The following is a 16,155-nucleotide window of genomic DNA, read 5'->3' as shown; positions in this document are numbered from 1 at the left end:
AAATCGGCGCTTCAAATCCTGGGGGGCATGCCCCCCAGGATTTGATCACCCAAATGGCGGCATAAAACGACATCCGCGATGAGCTTAACTTAGCCGCCAACCTGTCCAAGAAGGCGAGGCCACCTCAGTCTTTGAACGCGATGGCGTCGAGTTCCTCAATCAGCACCCGTTCGCCGACCGGCTGCACATAGTCAATAAAGGCAAAGTCAGTCTGGTAGTCGGACGCCTCGTATAGCTTGAGTGCCTTCTCGCAGTGTTCGGCAATTTTGTCTGGGGATACCGCTGCACGAAGGTGCAGCGCGTCCTTACCGGCAAGCGCCTTGGCAAAATCGCCGCTTTTCGGCGTGCCCGATGCCAATCGGAGTAGGTTGCGATTAGCGTCCAGATCAAAGGCGCTCAAGTCGCTGTCGCGACTTGCTTGAACTCGACGTTGCATGACTGTCGTGTCAAGGCTCGCACTGTCCAATGTGCGTAACTGCCCACGCGATACGCTGTTGAGCACCACTCGAAGCCCAAAGCTTCGCTGTATCACGTCATCATCAAGGGCATGGTGGCCCTGTCCGAAACACAACGCGAATAGGCGCTTCTTGTCCGCCTTCCCTGCTTCAATGAGCAAGACAGCGGAGCAGCTCTGCGTGCGAAGGTTCACTGCGCCGTCGGAAGTGTAATGTGACAAGAATTTGACCCAGCTTGGCGGTGTGGCTGGGTTCTGCCCTATAAATAAAGTTCCAGAGCTGCTTTCTACTTGTTCAAGGCCATGCCCCTCCTTGAACGCCTTATCAACGGTTATACCTTCTCGCAGTAGGCGTAAAGCAAGGCTTACGGTCGGTATCTTGGTCAACGCGCCCCCCGGTGCATCTCTCGGCAACAGAAGCGGAACGATCACTGACGCGCCCACCGCTGCTAATTTAGGAAATCTGCCCCCAATTGATGCTGATGTCCATCCAGCCATGATCTTGAAGTCTGAAAATCCGGCGCAAGGACCGCGACATAATCCCAAAACTCAGATCCGTGCGAACGATGCCGCAAGTGGGCCAGTTCATGCACTACTACGTAGTCCAGCACTTTTTTCGGCGCAAAGATCAGATGCCAGTTGATCAGGATATTCCCTTCCGGCCCGCATGATCCCCAGCCGTGGATCAAGTCCGCAACACGGATAGAACGAGGGACGAGACCAAACCGCCTGCCATAATGATCAGCGATCTGCTTCACGTCACGACGGACGCAGTGCCTCAGCCAGAGTTTCAGCTCGCTGACAACCAGTTGATCGGCGTTTGTTCCAGCCCAATGCGGCAGATCAATGGTGAAGCCATTGCGATAGGTGACCGCGATCCGCTCAGCATCGGTGCGCCGCACGACAAGTTTCATGTTTCGGCCACGATAAGGTATCTTCGAGCCGGTGATGAACCGGGGCACGGCATGGCGGCTGGCCGCGATGCGCTCCATCTCGCGTACGGTGTTGAACACCCACTGCCGCTTGCGTTCCAAGAACCCCGCTATGTCGCTGTCATTGTCTCTGGTCAGCGCCAGCACCTCAACATGACCGGGCGTGATGGTGATCCGGCGTTCCAATGCCGTGGCCGAGCGACGAAGCTCGTAGGGGATTTCCTTCCGGCCTATCTGGAGCGTAGGCATCAGTGGGCGCTGCCATAAGCATGGACAGCGAACTCCTCCACCTTCTCGCGGATGGCCTTGGTTTCGCCGATGCCGTGTTCGGTCAGGATGCGCCGAACCTGTTGGCGTAGGGACCGCAAATAGGCTTCCATATGTGCAAAAGCGGGCTGGGTCGCAGCGGCGTCGGCATAGACTGCCCCGATGGCGATGGCCGCGTCCTGCAAGGTTTCGTGGCCAACGTCGGTCACGATGGCCTCAATGATGCGCAGGATCGAGAAGGCGTTCTCATCCATGCCGAGTTCGGCGTGCGCGCCCTGTTCGCTATGAATGTCGCCGGTCAACCCCTCGAACTCGCGAAGGCCATCGGCGGCGGCAAGCTGGCCCTCCTCGAAGCGGCGGATAATCTCCAGCACCCGCTCAGAGAAACGGCCATATTGCGCCGGGTTCTTATCCACCAGCTCGCGGGTGACGCGACGAAGCTCGGCGGATTTGCGGACGAACGCTTCCTGCAATTCGCCCTCGGTCTTGGTCCCCGTATCGAAATCGTCGGCAAAGTTCGGATCGGTGATGTTGCGCAGGCGGATCGTGGTCGAGAGGCCGGTGACATGGACATGCTGCTCCAGCATTTCCCTTATCTTGGCCGAATAGCTCTTGTGGTCGAGGCTCTCGTCCTTGCTAATGGCCTGCGTCGCCAGCCGTAGGAACGCGGAAGCCCATTTCACCTCGGCGGTAAAGTCGAGAATTGCCGGATCGGGCGACAGGTCGGCATAAACCTTGATGAAGATGCGGGCGAACCGCTGGAGGTCGAACCAGTCATCCTCCTGCTCCCCGGCCGCCATCTTGGCAGCGGCATAGGCGGCGGCTTTCTCGTCCATGCCCTCCAGCCCCATGGCGCGCTTCTGCGCCCGGTAGCGGGCGTGGGCTTCCTTGAGGTCGTTCCGCAGGATGGCGATGTCGCGCATGGCGTTTTCGACATCCTCGGAGCGATAGGACTGCAACGCCTCGTCCAGATGGCTGGTGACGCCGATGTAATCGACGATCCGCCCGTTCGGTTTCTCGATCTCGCCCCCGTCCGGCAATTTGATCGTGCAGGTGCGGTTTGTCCGGGCGATGGCTTGGAGGAGATTGTGCTCCTTCAGCGGCTTGTCGAGATACATGACATGCTCAAGCGGCGCGTCGAAGCCGGTCAGCAGCTTGTCGCAGACGATCAGGAAGCTCGGCTCCTGCCCGAACGCCTTGAACCGCTTTTTCACGTCCTTCTCGGCGGCATCATCGAGGTAGTGCGCCTCCAGCCCGGCACGTAACGCGGCAATTTCCGGGTTCTCGCTCGGCTTGTTGTCCTCTTGGCTCTTGGAATAGACGCAGGCGATCATGGCGTCGGCCTTGGCCTGCGCCTCATCGGCCGCCATCCCGTCGCGTTGCAGATCGGTGGCGATCACGGCGGACAGCGCGGCGCGGTAGAGGATCACCGCCTCACGATCCACGGCGACAATCTGCGCCTTGAAGCCGTCTGGCTGGCAGACGGTCTTGAAGTGCTCCCAAATATCTATCGCGACCAATCGGATGCGTTCCGGGTGCTTGGCGATGGTGGCGAGCGTCAGGCCCTTGCGCTTCAGTTCTTCGCGCTTGTCATCCGGCAGATCGACAAACCAGCGGTCGAACAGGATGTCGATTTCAGCCTCGTTGATCGCCCAATCGGCTTTACGGCCTTCGTAGAGGATCGGCACAGTCGCGCCGTCGCGCACGGCGTCGTCAATGCCGTATTTGTCGAGATAGCCTTCGCCCGCGATGCTGAACCGGGCGTAGGTGTCCTTGTCGGTCGATTTGATCGGGGTGCCGGTGAAACCATAGAAATGGGCGTCCGGCAGGGTGGCTTGCAGGAAGGCACCCAAATCCTTTTCCTGCGTGCGGTGACATTCATCCACCAGCACGATCCAGTTGGCCGAGTTGGGGATAGCTTCCTTTGATCCGGCAAACTTGAAGATGGTGGACAGCAGGATTTGCCCGTTGCCGCCCCGGTTCACCGCCTCGCGAAGTGCCGCCACCGATCCGCACTGCGTCGGGTTCGGCAGGCCGCAGGCGACGAAGGTCTTGCTGATCTGATCGTCGAGGTCGATCCGGTCGGTCAGCACGAGGATGTTGGGATTGGCGAGGCTCGGCGCATCGAGCGTCAGGTGGGTTTTAAGCTTGAGGGCGAGAAACACCATGGTCAGGCTCTTGCCCGAGCCCTGCGTGTGCCAGATCAGGCCTTTGCGATGCTCGCCCTGTGCAACCCGTTGCACGGCTTTGTTAACCGCGCGGAACTGCTGATAGCGACAAACCTTCTTGATCTTGCGGCCCGTCTCCGGGTCCACCTCGAACACAATGAAGTGGGCCAGCAGGTCGAGCAGGCGCGAAGGCTCGCATAGGCACCATAAGTCCTTGGCGAGATCGTCGGCGAACTCATCGCGGTGGCGGGGCCATGCGTCGGGCCACGGGGCATAAAACTGCGAAGGCGCGCCCGTCGCGCCGTAGAGCGCTGCCACGCCATCGGTGACGACGTTGAAGGCGTTGGGGTAGAACAGTCGGGGAATGTCCCGCTCATACTGCTTGATCTGCTCGAAGGCTTCCTCGGCCTTGGCCGTGGTCTTGAGCGGGGACTTGGCCTCGATCACCACCAGCGGGATACCGTTCACGAACAGGACCACATCGGGGATGCGCGGGCGCTGCGCCGCAACCCGGAACTGACGGGTGACGTGGAAGGCGTTGCGGTTGGGGTTCTTCAAGTCGATCAGCGCAATCGGACTATCGCGGTTTTCGCCGGACAGGCGACGGGAATAGCCGCCGCGCAGCTTCTTCTGCCACTCCTCATTATCGGACAGCGTGGCAAGGTCATTGTAGATCGCCTCGGCATCCTGCGCGCCGATACCGTTGAGCGTGCGCAGCGCGTCGATCAGCACGGGCTTCAGGATGACGCGGTTCTCCTCCTCGCGCATCGCCAGAGCCTGCGCGGGGGACAGTAGCTGCCAGCCCAGCGCCGCCAGCACATCGAGCGCGGGCTTCTCGGCGAGGCGGTATTCGCTCATGCTGGCACCCGAACATGGCCGGAGAGGAGGTCGGCTGCGATGCTGCCCTTGAGCGCGGTGAGCTTGTCCAAGTTTGCTGTTTCCAGTTCGACAAAGGCGTCGAGGTCAGCGAGGATCGCTGCGATTTGGTCCTGCTCGCGCTTAGGCGGCACTGCCACGATGACTTCTTTCAAATCACGTAGGTTGATAACCTGCTGCGCCGATCCGATGGTTTCCTTTTTCAACCGATCCTGCCCGATAGGTGAACGAAGAAACTGGTAGAGGTAGCTTGCGAGGATCTCCGCGCTTGGCCGGATCAAGGCAGCCTGTCGCGCTATGTTTGCACCAGCAAGGACGTCAGGCACAATGGCGCAAGCGCCCGGATAGCCAACCAGACTGACAACTATTTCTCCACCTCGTAGCTGGGTCCGGCGGTATTGACTGGCAACATCTTTGCCGATGTTCCGCAATGCCCCGATGTCGATGCGCCCATTTGGGAAGTCGCCGCCACGCACAAATGGAACGCCGTCAGCGACGTCTGGGCCGGGCTGTACCACTCCATAGGTGATAGGCGTAGCCGCAAGATCGCCAAGCGGCTTCTCGTCCCACGAGGTGGGAACGGGTGTAGAATGGCCGTCTTTAAAGTCAGAGTGCCCGACGCCTTCGACAAATAGCCTTTGCAGCATACCCTCGATCGCGCGACTGGCCTGTTCGATCGCAACCTTGGTTTGAGCAATCGTCTCATCCACCGACCGCAGCACCTCGGCGATCCGCCGCTGCTCGTCGAGGGGTGGGAGAAATGCCTCAAACTTCACAATCTCAGACTTCTTGATGTGCACAAGCCCGCCGCCGCCATGAGCTTCGGCCTCAATCGCGCCGGTCATTCCCTCCAAAAGAAAATAAGCAAAATCAAAATCCAGATCACGTGATACCACGCATCGGAATATGTGTTGATTTAGGAAACCGAGTGGCCCGCTCCACTTTCTGGCACCGAATGAAGTTCCTCGACTGCCGGACCAACAGAACAACAGATCGCCAGCCCTAACATGATAACGCTCCGGGATGTTGCCCGCAAAATAGTTGAAGGCGTCGGAGCCGTTCAGATTTTGGATACGGATAATCGGAGTGCCTACGTCACGCCAATCCTCCGGCTTGAAGGCATACCCGTTGACGAAGTCGATAATAGAACCCAGGCTCGCTGTGCGCCACCCTTCCGGCAACTCACCCGACATAGCCAAGCCTCTTGAGGTGTCCGAACATCACGGCCTCGGCCTCATTGCGCTTGTTGATCAGGTCTTGCAGCTTGGCGATTTCCGCCGCGACATCAACCGTCTCAGCATCCGCTCCGATTTGCACATAGCGGCTGATATTGAGATTATAGCCATTAGCCGCGATCTCGTCGACCGGGACGACGCAGGCTAGCTTCTCGATGTCGGCAAAGCCGTGGACAGCATTGGCCAGCGTGCGGACGTGATCGTCGGTCAGGAAGTTCTGCGCCTTGCCCGGCTGGAAGGTGGCACCGCCGTTGACGATTACCACCTTGCCACGCCGCTCAGCGGGCTTGCGCTTGCGGCACACCAGTACGGCGGCAGGGATGCCCGCTCCGTAAAACAGGTTGGGGGCAAGGCCCACCACCGCCTCGATTACGTCAGCGGCCAGCATGGCCTCCCTGATCCGCCCCTCGGCACCGCCCCGGAACAGCACGCCGTGCGGCACAACCACCGCGAGCATCCCGTCATCCTTGAGGCTGGCGAGCATGTGCTGGACGAAGGCAAGGTCGCCATAGCCTTTAGGCGGACAGCCATAGACATCGCGCCCGAACGGATCACCGTTCTGCCAGACATCGTAACCCCAGACCTTTTCCGAGAAGGGCGGGTTGGCCAGCACCCGGTCATAGGCCCCGATGCCTTCCACGAACTCTCGCGCCTTGGGATCATACCGCTTGGGCGACAGGATCGTGTCGCCCTTGGCGATGAAGGCATCGTCCACGTTGTGGAGGAACAGGTTGATCTCGGCGATGCCCCACGTCGCGAAGTTCTTTTCCTGCCCGTAGAGCGACAGGGTGCGGGCATCCTCCCCCCTGTCCTTCACATACTGCACCGCCTCCAGCAACATGCCGCCAGAGCCGCAGGTGGGATCGTAGATCGACATGCCGGGGCGCGGTTCGACAATCTCGACCATGAGCCGGACGATCTGCCGAGGCGTGTAGAACTCACCACCCTTCTTGCCCGCGCCTTCGGCGAACATCTTGATGAGGTAGAGATAGGCATCACCCAGCATGTCGGCGGGCACATCCGCATTGCGCAGGCGGTGCTTCTCGAAATGGGCGAGCAGCTTTTCCAGCAGGGCATCGGAAAAGCGATCCTGATTGGCAAAATCCACATCGCCAAACACCCCGCGCAGCCGCAGATTGGCATCTTCGATGGCCGCCAGCGCATTGTTCAGCCGTTGACCGATCTGCGTGGCGTGCTGGCGCACGGCTTCCCAACGGTGTTCTTCGGGGACGTGAAAGCGATGCTCGTCCGGGTCGGCTGCTTCCTCTCGGTCGCCAGTCTCGGCCAACAGCGCCTCATATTCCTCCTGCCACACGTCGCACAGGCGCTGATAGAATAGCAGGCCGAAGATATATTGCTTGTAATCGCCAGCATCGACCGTTCCCCGAAGAATGTCAGCCGCCCCCCAAAGATGCCGCTCCAGTGTTTGCTGCGTCAGCTTGCTCATTCACCCCCCGAAATGCCTGCTCGCACAGCCTCGCCCATAAGGCGCGCCGTTTAGCTCATTGGCTGTCTAGGCAGTGTGAACGGGGGGATCAACGGCAAAGGCTTGTGCAACGATCGCCAGCTCGACTAACGCGTTTTCTTGGCCAAGCGCCTTGCATCCCCTCACTCCCAAACGGGCAAGAAAATGATGATCCTACTCACGGCTGACGACCTCGCCGCGTTCAGCGATAGCACGCGCAATGAAATTCTGCGGCGGCTAAACGACGTGGTCGGAGATATGCCGAGCCGTGCCCCTTTTCCTGCACCCAATGTTGTCGATGCTTATGACGACATTCACGCCTCCGACCTTGAGGACATTACGTTCAAGCGCATGAAGAAATGGATGGATGGTTTGTCTGATCCAGTCCGGGCGGGTGTCCGCATCATCGCGCAACATGGGCCTGTCATCGAAGCTTGCCTTTTGCGCGAAGCCGGAATTAACGTGCGACACTTCCAGTCCGCGACCACACGACGGACGAGAGCCTTGACGGGCGACAGTGACGCTTATTTTCTCGGATGGAATAACTGGCTTGATGCTAACGATCCCAATGGCAAATTTGCCGTCAGCCCCATCACGCATCAATCTCTCCAGAGATATTTCGGCTTCATCTAAACAGGCCGACCTCTTGCAACCAGTTGCAACAGACTGGGGACGTTTCGGAGGCGCTCAGTCCACAAGGGAACTGTGCGCCCGCAGATGATCGAGATCGAGGCCATATGACACGTTCCTGACGGCCTCTGCCAGCACATCAGCCTCTAGACCGCTGCCATAGCGTCGTCCGATCTTCTTACCGCGCGTCCAGCCGCACAACTCATCCTTTTTCTCTTCCGGCACATCGGCCCGGTCCAAGGCACGCTTGAAGGTGTGGCGGAACGAGTGAAATGACAGCAGGGGTCGGCGGTCGCCCAAACCGAAATGCTTGAGATCGCTCCGATACCATTTGGCGAAGCATGAACTGGCGTCGCCGTATTTGTTGATCGGCACTTCGGGGAATAGGGTTTGCTCAGCCCGACTGCGCCGCCGCTCAACCCAATCCAGCAGACCGATTTCCACCAGCGTCGGGTGAACAGGGATTTCTCGCTCGGCGTTCTTGTTCTTCAGCTTCATATCTTTCGTCAACACGATGAAGGGCGTGCCCGCGTCAGAGATGCGGAAATGCGATGGGGTTAATTGCAAAATCTCGCCGCACCGAAGACCCGAAAAGAGGCCGATCACGGGTGCCCAATAGCGGGCGCGACGGATGATAGCATCTCCCGGTTCGCTGAAACCGTGGCGGTCATCACGGCAGCCGATATAGATTGGCCGCCGGAAAATGCGTTGCAGCTCATGATCCTCGAAAGGCATCTTCGCAACCGAGCCGTCTGGCTTCTTGCCATTTGGCATCAACCCATCCGCATAGTTTTTCGCGATATAGTCATGCCCGCTTGCCCAGCCGCAGAAGCGTGATAGCTGGCTCAGATATTTCTCTTGGGTCGCATACGACAGCACCGGACTGTCCGGGGATCGGCTGGCAGCGATTGAACGAAGATCGGCTCCGCCTCGGATCAAATCCTCAAAGTTGGGAGGCAGCTTGTCGATCACCCCGGCGAAGCCCTCGCAAGCAGCCTTGGTCAACGTCGCCAATGGGGTCTCCGAACCGAAAAACGCCAAGATATGCTTCATTTCAGCGCGATAGCGGTCTTTCGTCTTCTCAGACTGCCCCTTGCGGAAGAGGGCGTCCAGATAGGCTTGCTGCACCTCGCCGAAGGTAGGTCCGTGCCACGCGGGCAGCGAAGGCGCGTAGACGGGAGAGGCCGAAATAGGCTCCAGAAACGCGATGTCATCGAAACCCTTGGAGTAATCTCCGTCCAAGTGGCGACGCTCCATCTGGGCAACCTGCAAGGCAGCGCGACGGACTAGCTCCCGAAGCAACTGCGCCTCCGGCGAAAGGAAATCAGCGCGGATACCGGCTTTGCTCAGCAGATCAGCTTCGACCGACTGAACGAGCCGCATCGTTCCAGCATCTTCCGAAGATCGAAACATTGCGATGCGGTCTTCGATCTCCATCACATATTCATCTCGGCGCTGGACATCCACCGCGTCATCGGGAGGCAAGGCGTCCAATTCCGACCGTGCTGCCAACAGGTAATCTCGCGCCAGTCGCCGGGCATCCAGATCGGTCAGCAAGGGCAGAGAGGGATCGCTCGGCCGAACCGGAGCAAAAATGCGCGACCGGACGATAATTCCCTGCTCGTTCGCCGCTGAATGGCTGATCCGGTCCTGCGTCTCACGGATTTCGCGCTGCACGGCTTGAACCGCGAGATGATATTTGCGCTCATGCTGGCGCGCGGGTTCTCCGGCATCTTTCCATGCGGACACCCCTAGCGACTTGTTGTAATCCGCCCGCCCCAGATGCGCGGCAACGTCATCGGGAAAGCGCCTGCGATAATAGAGATTTCGGCTGCCCGCACGTTCAACGACGTATGGCGGTTTTGGCATTTCTTCCATGGCCCTGTGTTACACATCGGTGCAGCAAAGAGGCAAGAAAAGCCGCAGATTTCCGCCGATTGGCAGAAATCCGCAGGTTTTGGGAAAATTGGTGGAGCCGAGGGGGATCGAACCCCTGACCTCGTCATTGCGAACGACGCGCTCTCCCAGCTGAGCTACGGCCCCGTAAAGGAGCGCTGCCTATAAGCGAGCGATTGCGGCCATGCAACGGTCTTTTTTGCGCAAAATTGGGGCGGCTGCGAACGGCCTGCCCAGGTCACGCTCAATAGCTATGCCGGGGCAAAGGCGGGACATTACTCCTGCGTAACGCCCGGAACGATGCGGCTTCATGCTCATTGGTGCGGTGACGGCGGCCGAATGGGCGTCGTGCAAAAGCAGACAAGGAGACGGACAATGGGTTACCAAGGCGGACGTCGCTATGGTGACGGCGATCGTAACTGGACGGACTGGGACCGCGATTCCGACCGTTACCGCGCGCGGCGCGACTGGCGGGACGATCGCGGCTATCAATATGGCACGCGCGGCCAGTTCGGCGGAACGGGTTCCGGATATGCCGGGCCGCGCGACCGGCGCCTGCCCGACGATTATGATCCGGAAGAGCGCGGCTTCTTCGACCGTGCGGGCGACGAAATCCGCAGCTGGTTCGGTGACGAGGATGCGGAACGCCGTCGCGAATATGACGATTATTACAACCGCCCCTATGGCGATCCGCGCGACCAGAGCAGCCGGATCGGCTATGCCTCGGCCTCCAACACGAGCCGCTATCTGCCCAATCGCGGTTATGCGCCCTATACCGGCGAACGCAGCGGCTTTGGCAGCGAGGATCATGGCTATCGGGTGCGCGCCTTCGGTGTGAACCATGATTATGGCGAGCATCACGACGCCAATTACCATGCCTGGCGCCAGCAGCGGATCGACGAGCTGGACCGCGATTATGCCGAATATCAGCGCGAGAACCGCGAACGGTTCAACAATGAGTTCGGCACCTGGCGCACCCGCCGCGGCGAACAGCGCGAGGCCGTGCAGCAGGTGCGCGAGCATATGGAAGTTGTCGGCAGCGATGGCGAGCATGTCGGCACGGTCGACAAGCTGCGCGGCGACCGCATCGTCCTGACCAAGAGTGACCAGGAATCCGGCGGCGTCCATCATTCGATCCCGTCATCCTGGATCAGGTCGGTCGATGCGCAGAAAGTGACGCTGGAAAAGACGGCGGAACAGGCACAGACCGCCTGGCGAACGGAGCGCGAGCAGCAGGCGATGTTCGGGTCGCAGGGCGATGACGCCAATGACCGATATAGCGGCGTTGGCGGCACGAGCTTCGAAAAAGGTCGCTACCGATAAAGGTCAGAAAAAATGAAGGAGGGTCCGGCCGCACCGCCGGACCCTTTCTCATTCTCCCGCGGCCAGCACCCGCTGCGCCTGGATGAGGTGGGGCCGGTCGATCATCCTGCCGTCCAGCTTCAGCACCCCTGCCCCCGGATTGGCGGCAAAGGCATCGATGACGGCCCTTGCCCGCGCGATCTCCGCCTCGCTGGGGGTGAAGCCTTGGTTGATCGCCGCGATCTGCACCGGATGGATCGCCATCATGCCTGTAAAGCCGTCGCGCCGCGCGCGCCCGATATAGGCCTTGAGATCGTCCATCGCCTCAATACGGGGAAAGATCGTGTCGACGGCGGGAACACCGGCCGCATGGGCGGCGAACAGCGTCAGGCTGCGCACCATTTCAAAGGGCGCGGTGTAGCGGCCATCCTCCTCCCGAGAGGTCGAGGCGCCGATCGACGCAGGCAGATCCTCCGCCCCCCAGCTCAGCCCCGCCAGCCTGTCGCTCACCTGCCGGAATGTGCCCATTTCGAAAATGGCGGCGGCAGTCTCCGTCGCGATGGGCAGGACCGGCGGCAGGTCGGCGCCCCCCGCCCGCGCGATCAGCGCCCGGATGCTGTCCGCGCCCTCCGCCTTGGGCAGCATGATACCGTCCGGCGATGCCGGCAGCACGGCGTCCAGGTCGTCGCGGCTGTCATCGCCGTCCAGCGGGTTTATCCGCACGAACGCCAGGCAGTCGCGCGGCGACGCCAGCCACTCGGTCATGGCCGCCCGTCCATAAGCCTTGCGTTCCGGCGCAACCGAATCCTCAAGGTCCAGGATGATCGCATCCGCGCCGCTGGCCACCGCCTTCGCAAAGCGCTCGGGACGGTCGGCGGGCACGAACAGCAGCGAACGGAGCTTCATGCCGGCCTCTTCTTCAGCAGCGCCATGCGCAGGCACTGGCAGACGATTTCATCCCGCTGGTTATGGAGGCGATGGGTGAAGGTCACGATGCCCGCTTCGGGGCGGGAGCGGCTTTCCTTGAGTTCGGTCACCTCGCTGTCCGCTCTCAAGGTATCGCCGATGAAGACGGGCTTGGGCATGACCAGCCTGTCATAGCCAAGATTGGCGACCAGCGTGCCCAGCGTGGTGTCACCCACGGACAGCCCCACCATCAGCGCGAAGGTGAAGGTGCCGTTGACCAGGATCTGGCCGAATTCGGACGCTCTGGCCGCTTCGGCATCGAGATGCAACGGCTGGGGATTATGGGTCATGGTCGAGAAAAGCAGATTGTCGGTCTCCGTGACGGTGCGCCGGATTTCATGGGTTATCCGATCGCCGACAGTCCATTCGTCATAATAGCGGCCTGCCATTAGCTTTCCTCCCGCTCCACCAGCACCAGCAACGTGCCTTCGCTCACCTGCCCGCCTTCGCTGGCGGCCAGCTCCGCCACCACGCCGTCGAAGGGCGCGACAAGGCTGTGCTCCATCTTCATCGCCTCCAGCGTCACCAGCTTCTGACCCTTGGCGACCCGCTCGCCTTTGGCCACGGCGACGGCGATGATGCGACCCGGCATGGGGGCAAGGATCGCGCCGTCGGATGCGGCGCCTCCAATCACGCCCTCGGTCCGGGAGGGCATGAATCGCCATGTCTTGCCTTGGAAGGTGACGAATATTGCATCGCCATCGTCTTGGATCAGCGGATAGCTGCGCTGGTCATAACCGATCCGGCTATCCCATCGTCCCCTATATTGGGCCATCTGATCGGAAAACCGAACTTCGGCCTGAGGGCTTGCGTTGAGACGCAGTCCTTTGCGACCAGAAGTCTGTGGTGAGAACCGTTCCACAAAGCGTTCGGCAATCAGGTCGAGCATCCATTGAGGCGGATCAACCTCATAAGCCGTGTCATCCATATGCCTTTCAATGAAGCCGGTATCGATCTTGCCGCGTCTAAAGTCAGGCATGACGACCAGCGATCCCAGAAAGGACGCATTAGTCTTCACTGGCCATATCCGGCTGTCCCAACACATTTTGTTAAGGCCGACAAGAGCCTCCTGGCGCGTTTCCGCATGGCAGATGAGCTTGGCGATCATCGGATCGTACCAAGGGGAAATTTCGTCACCCTGCGATACGCCCGTTTCGATCCGCAGGCGCACGTCATAGTCGGTCGACAGTTCCGCAGTTCCCCGCTCATCCCTCCATTGCGTTTGTCTCATGGCGTGTGGGATGGTGAAGCTCTCCAGCTGTCCCGTGCTTGGCAGGAAGCCTTTTGCAGGGTCTTCGGCATAGAGCCGCGCCTCTATGGCGTGACCGTCGATCGACAATTCCTCCTGCCTTTTCGGCAACGGTTCGCCGCTTGCCACGCGCAATTGCCATTCGACCAGATCGACGCCGGTGATCTCCTCCGTCACCGGGTGCTCGACCTGCAAACGCGTGTTCATCTCCATGAACCAGATGCGGTCGGCGCGCAGGCCCCCGCCCTCCCCGGCGCTGGCGTCGGCGATGAACTCGATCGTGCCCGCGCCGACATAGTCCACCGCCTGCGCGGCGCGCACCGCCGCGCCGCAAATCGCCTGGCGGGTTGCCTCGTCCATGCCGGGCGCGGGCGCTTCCTCGATCACCTTCTGGTGGCGGCGCTGGAGCGAACAGTCGCGCTCGAACAGATGGACAATATTGCCATGGCTGTCGCCGAACACCTGCACCTCGATATGGCGCGGCGAGAGGATATATTTCTCGATCAGCACCTGGTCGTTGCCGAAGCTGGAGGCCGCCTCCCGCTGGCAGGAGAGCAGCGCGTCGGCGAAATCCTCCGGCGCGTCCACCCGCCGCATCCCCTTGCCGCCGCCGCCCGCGACCGCCTTGATGAGGACGGGGTAGCCGATGGTATCGGCCTCGGCCTTCAGGCGTTCGGCGCTCTGGTCCTCGCCCAGATAGCCGGGGGTGACGGGCACGCCTGCTTCGGCCATCAGCTTCTTGGCGGCGTCCTTCAGGCCCATGGCCGTGATGCTGTCGGGATTGGGACCGACCCAGATGAACCCGGCGTCGATCACGGCCTGCGCAAAGGCGGCGTTTTCCGACAGGAAGCCGTAGCCGGGATGGATGGCCTGTGCTCCCGTGGCCTGCGCGGCGTCGATGATGCGGTCGCCGATAAGATAGGACTCGCGGGCCGGGGATGGACCGATATGCACAGCCTCGTCGGCTTCGCGGACGTGGAGAGCCTTCGCGTCTGCATCCGAATAGACCGCGACGGTGCGGATGCCGAGGCGCCGGGCGGTGCGGATGATGCGGCAGGCGATCTCGCCGCGATTGGCTATGAGCAGGGACTGGATCACATGCGGAACACCCCGAAGCGGGGCGCCTCCTCGACGGGTGCGTTGAGCGTGGCGGCAAAGGCGAGGCCAAGCACGTCGCGGGTCTGGGCGGGGTCGATCACGCCATCGTCCCACAGCCGCGCGGTCGCGTAATAGGGATTGCCCTCATCCTCGTATTTCTGGCGGATCGGCCCCTTGAAGGCCTCGGCTTCCTCCGGCGTCCATTTCGCGGCGTCGCGGTGGACGGTCGCCAGCACGCTCGCCGCCTGTTCCCCGCCCATCACGGAGATGCGGCTGTTGGGCCAGGTGAAGAGAAAGCGCGGGCTGTAGGCCCGGCCGCACATGCCGTAATTGCCCGCGCCGAAGCTGCCGCCGATCAGCACGGTGATCTTGGGCACGCTGGCGGTCGCGACCGCCGTCACCAGCTTCGCGCCATGTTTGGCGATCCCCTCCGCTTCATATTTGCCGCCGACCATGAAGCCCGAGATATTCTGGAGGAAAAGCAGCGGAATGCGCCGCTGGCAGGCGAGTTCGATGAAATGCGCGCCCTTTTGCGCGCTTTCGCTGAACAGCACGCCGTTATTGGCGAGGATCGCCACCGGCATGCCCCAGATATGGGCGAAACCGCAGACCAGCGTCGCGCCGTAGAGCGATTTGAACTCGTGAAATTCGCTGCCGTCGACGATGCGGGCGATCACCTCCCGCACGTCATAGGGCGCACGGACATCCTGGGGGACAATGCCGTAAAGTTCCTCCGGATCCTGTTTCGGCGGCCTGGCTTCGCGCAGGTTCAGATCGATCCGCGGCGCCGGTTGCAGGGTCGACACGATGTCCCGCACGATGGTCAGCGCATGCTCGTCATTCTCCGCGACGTGATCGACCACGCCTGAGCGGCGGCCGTGCACGTCCGCGCCGCCCAGATCCTCGGCGCTGATGACCTCTCCCGTCGCCGCCTGAACCAGGGGCGGACCGGCGAGGAAGATCGTGCCCTGATTGCGCACGATCACCGTCTCGTCCGACATGGCGGGTACATAGGCGCCCCCCGCCGTGCAGCTTCCCATGACGCAGGCGATCTGGGGGATGCCCCGTGCCGACATTTGCGCCTGATTGTAGAAGATGCGGCCGAAATGCTCCCGGTCGGGGAAGACGTCCGCCTGATTGGGCAGGTTCGCGCCGCCGCTGTCGACGAGGTAGATGCAGGGCAGCCGGTTCTCCATCGCGATTTCCTGCGCGCGGAGATGCTTCTTCACGGTCAGCGGATAATAGGTGCCGCCCTTCACCGTGGCGTCGTTGCAGACGATCATCACCTGCCGCCCCGACACTCGGCCGATGCCCGCGATCAGCCCGGCGCCGGGCACTTCGCCATGATACATGCCGTTGGCGGCGAGCTGTCCGATCTCCAGAAACGGGCTGCCCGGATCGAGCAGCCGTTCCACCCGATCGCGAGGAAGCAACTTGCCGCGCGCCACATGCCTGGCCCGTGCGGCCTCGCTTCCGCCGAGCGCCGCCTGTGCGACCTTGGCGCACAGTTCATCGCGAAGCACGCGGTTATGCGCCGCATTGTCGCGGAAGGAATCGCTCTCCGTCGAAAGCTTCGTATCAAGGGTCGGCGCGCTCATCCCCTTGCGCTCCCCCGCA

Annotated in this window: 12 protein-coding genes and 1 tRNA gene; 2 read left to right on the top strand and 11 right to left on the bottom strand. The window is 61.2% G+C overall.

Features of this window, described 5'->3' with window-relative positions:
• Positions 1–124 precede the first annotated feature (124 nt).
• The 5 genes from MRBLSP13_RS18825 to MRBLSP13_RS18805 form a co-directional block, all read right to left on the bottom strand.
• Positions 125–841 (bottom strand): DUF6119 family protein, encoded by a 717-nt coding sequence (locus MRBLSP13_RS18825; protein WP_363756024.1) that lies wholly within the window; start codon positions 839–841, stop codon positions 125–127.
• A gap of 62 nt (positions 842–903) precedes the next feature.
• Positions 904–1,635: a M48 family metallopeptidase gene (locus MRBLSP13_RS18820; protein WP_363756022.1), complete on the bottom strand. Its 732-nt coding sequence runs from the start codon at positions 1,633–1,635 to the stop codon at positions 904–906.
• Positions 1,635–4,679 carry a type I restriction endonuclease subunit R gene (locus MRBLSP13_RS18815; protein WP_363756020.1) on the bottom strand — a complete coding sequence of 1,015 codons (3,045 nt, stop codon included), beginning with the start codon at positions 4,677–4,679 and terminating at the stop codon, positions 1,635–1,637. Before MRBLSP13_RS18815 ends, MRBLSP13_RS18820 begins: the two co-directional genes overlap by 1 nt.
• Positions 4,676–5,890, bottom strand: a complete 1,215-nt coding sequence (locus tag MRBLSP13_RS18810; protein WP_363756018.1) for a restriction endonuclease subunit S — start codon at positions 5,888–5,890, stop codon at positions 4,676–4,678. Before MRBLSP13_RS18810 ends, MRBLSP13_RS18815 begins: the two co-directional genes overlap by 4 nt.
• Positions 5,880–7,379, bottom strand: a complete 1,500-nt coding sequence (locus MRBLSP13_RS18805) for a type I restriction-modification system subunit M (protein ID WP_363756016.1) — start codon at positions 7,377–7,379, stop codon at positions 5,880–5,882. The genes MRBLSP13_RS18810 and MRBLSP13_RS18805 overlap by 11 nt, the downstream gene beginning before the upstream one ends.
• 183 nt (positions 7,380–7,562) lie before the next feature.
• Between MRBLSP13_RS18805 and MRBLSP13_RS18800 the strand changes: the two genes are divergently transcribed.
• Positions 7,563–8,030: a hypothetical protein gene (locus MRBLSP13_RS18800; protein WP_363756014.1), complete on the top strand. Its 468-nt coding sequence runs from the start codon at positions 7,563–7,565 to the stop codon at positions 8,028–8,030.
• 54 nt (positions 8,031–8,084) lie between these two features.
• Here MRBLSP13_RS18800 and MRBLSP13_RS18795 read toward each other — a convergent pair whose 3' ends face one another.
• On the bottom strand, positions 8,085–9,905 hold the full coding sequence (locus MRBLSP13_RS18795; protein ID WP_363756012.1) for a site-specific integrase: 1,821 nt from the start codon (positions 9,903–9,905) through the stop codon (positions 8,085–8,087).
• 89 nt (positions 9,906–9,994) lie between these two features.
• A tRNA-Ala gene (locus MRBLSP13_RS18790) sits at positions 9,995–10,070 on the bottom strand.
• Between the two features lie 228 nt (positions 10,071–10,298).
• Between MRBLSP13_RS18790 and MRBLSP13_RS18785 the strand changes: the two genes are divergently transcribed.
• Positions 10,299–11,246 carry a DUF2171 domain-containing protein gene (locus MRBLSP13_RS18785; protein ID WP_363756010.1) on the top strand — a complete coding sequence of 316 codons (948 nt, stop codon included), beginning with the start codon at positions 10,299–10,301 and terminating at the stop codon, positions 11,244–11,246.
• Positions 11,247–11,294: 48 nt separating this feature from the next.
• Here MRBLSP13_RS18785 and MRBLSP13_RS18780 read toward each other — a convergent pair whose 3' ends face one another.
• Genes MRBLSP13_RS18780 through MRBLSP13_RS18765 form a run of 4 tightly spaced genes read right to left on the bottom strand, consistent with a single transcriptional unit; the run spans position 11,295 to position 16,136 of the window.
• A complete protein-coding gene (locus tag MRBLSP13_RS18780; RefSeq protein ID WP_363756008.1) occupies positions 11,295–12,131 on the bottom strand; it encodes an HpcH/HpaI aldolase/citrate lyase family protein in 837 nt (278 codons plus the stop codon).
• Positions 12,128–12,580 (bottom strand): MaoC family dehydratase, encoded by a 453-nt coding sequence (locus MRBLSP13_RS18775; protein ID WP_363737156.1) that lies wholly within the window; start codon positions 12,578–12,580, stop codon positions 12,128–12,130. The genes MRBLSP13_RS18780 and MRBLSP13_RS18775 overlap by 4 nt, the downstream gene beginning before the upstream one ends.
• The gene (locus tag MRBLSP13_RS18770) at positions 12,580–14,538 is read right to left on the bottom strand and encodes an acetyl/propionyl/methylcrotonyl-CoA carboxylase subunit alpha (RefSeq protein WP_363756006.1); all 1,959 of its coding nucleotides are present in this window, start codon (positions 14,536–14,538) and stop codon (positions 12,580–12,582) included. Before MRBLSP13_RS18770 ends, MRBLSP13_RS18775 begins: the two co-directional genes overlap by 1 nt.
• On the bottom strand, positions 14,535–16,136 hold the full coding sequence (locus MRBLSP13_RS18765) for a carboxyl transferase domain-containing protein (RefSeq protein ID WP_363756004.1): 1,602 nt from the start codon (positions 16,134–16,136) through the stop codon (positions 14,535–14,537). Before MRBLSP13_RS18765 ends, MRBLSP13_RS18770 begins: the two co-directional genes overlap by 4 nt.
• Positions 16,137–16,155: the final 19 nt, after the last annotated feature.

Origin of the sequence: Sphingobium sp. LSP13-1-1.1 (genome assembly GCF_040676415.1) — a bacterium.
In the GTDB taxonomy this organism is placed as follows: domain Bacteria; phylum Pseudomonadota; class Alphaproteobacteria; order Sphingomonadales; family Sphingomonadaceae; genus Sphingobium.
This window is presented reverse-complemented; position numbering and strand designations above follow the sequence as displayed.

Excerpts from the sequence above, each read along its gene's own strand:
- MRBLSP13_RS18775 (WP_363737156.1), bottom strand. The coding sequence starts at position 12,580 with ATGGCAGGCCGCTATTATGACGAATGGACTGTCGGCGATCGGATAACC.
- MRBLSP13_RS18810 (WP_363756018.1), bottom strand. The coding sequence starts at position 5,890 with ATGTCGGGTGAGTTGCCGGAAGGGTGGCGCACAGCGAGCCTGGGTTCT.
- MRBLSP13_RS18815 (WP_363756020.1), bottom strand. The coding sequence starts at position 4,679 with ATGAGCGAATACCGCCTCGCCGAGAAGCCCGCGCTCGATGTGCTGGCG.
- MRBLSP13_RS18785 (WP_363756010.1), top strand. The coding sequence starts at position 10,299 with ATGGGTTACCAAGGCGGACGTCGCTATGGTGACGGCGATCGTAACTGG.
- MRBLSP13_RS18800 (WP_363756014.1), top strand. The coding sequence starts at position 7,563 with ATGATGATCCTACTCACGGCTGACGACCTCGCCGCGTTCAGCGATAGC.
- MRBLSP13_RS18820 (WP_363756022.1), bottom strand. The coding sequence starts at position 1,635 with ATGCCTACGCTCCAGATAGGCCGGAAGGAAATCCCCTACGAGCTTCGT.
- MRBLSP13_RS18765 (WP_363756004.1), bottom strand. The coding sequence starts at position 16,136 with ATGAGCGCGCCGACCCTTGATACGAAGCTTTCGACGGAGAGCGATTCC.
- MRBLSP13_RS18805 (WP_363756016.1), bottom strand. The coding sequence starts at position 7,379 with ATGAGCAAGCTGACGCAGCAAACACTGGAGCGGCATCTTTGGGGGGCG.
- MRBLSP13_RS18795 (WP_363756012.1), bottom strand. The coding sequence starts at position 9,905 with ATGGAAGAAATGCCAAAACCGCCATACGTCGTTGAACGTGCGGGCAGC.
- MRBLSP13_RS18780 (WP_363756008.1), bottom strand. The coding sequence starts at position 12,131 with ATGAAGCTCCGTTCGCTGCTGTTCGTGCCCGCCGACCGTCCCGAGCGC.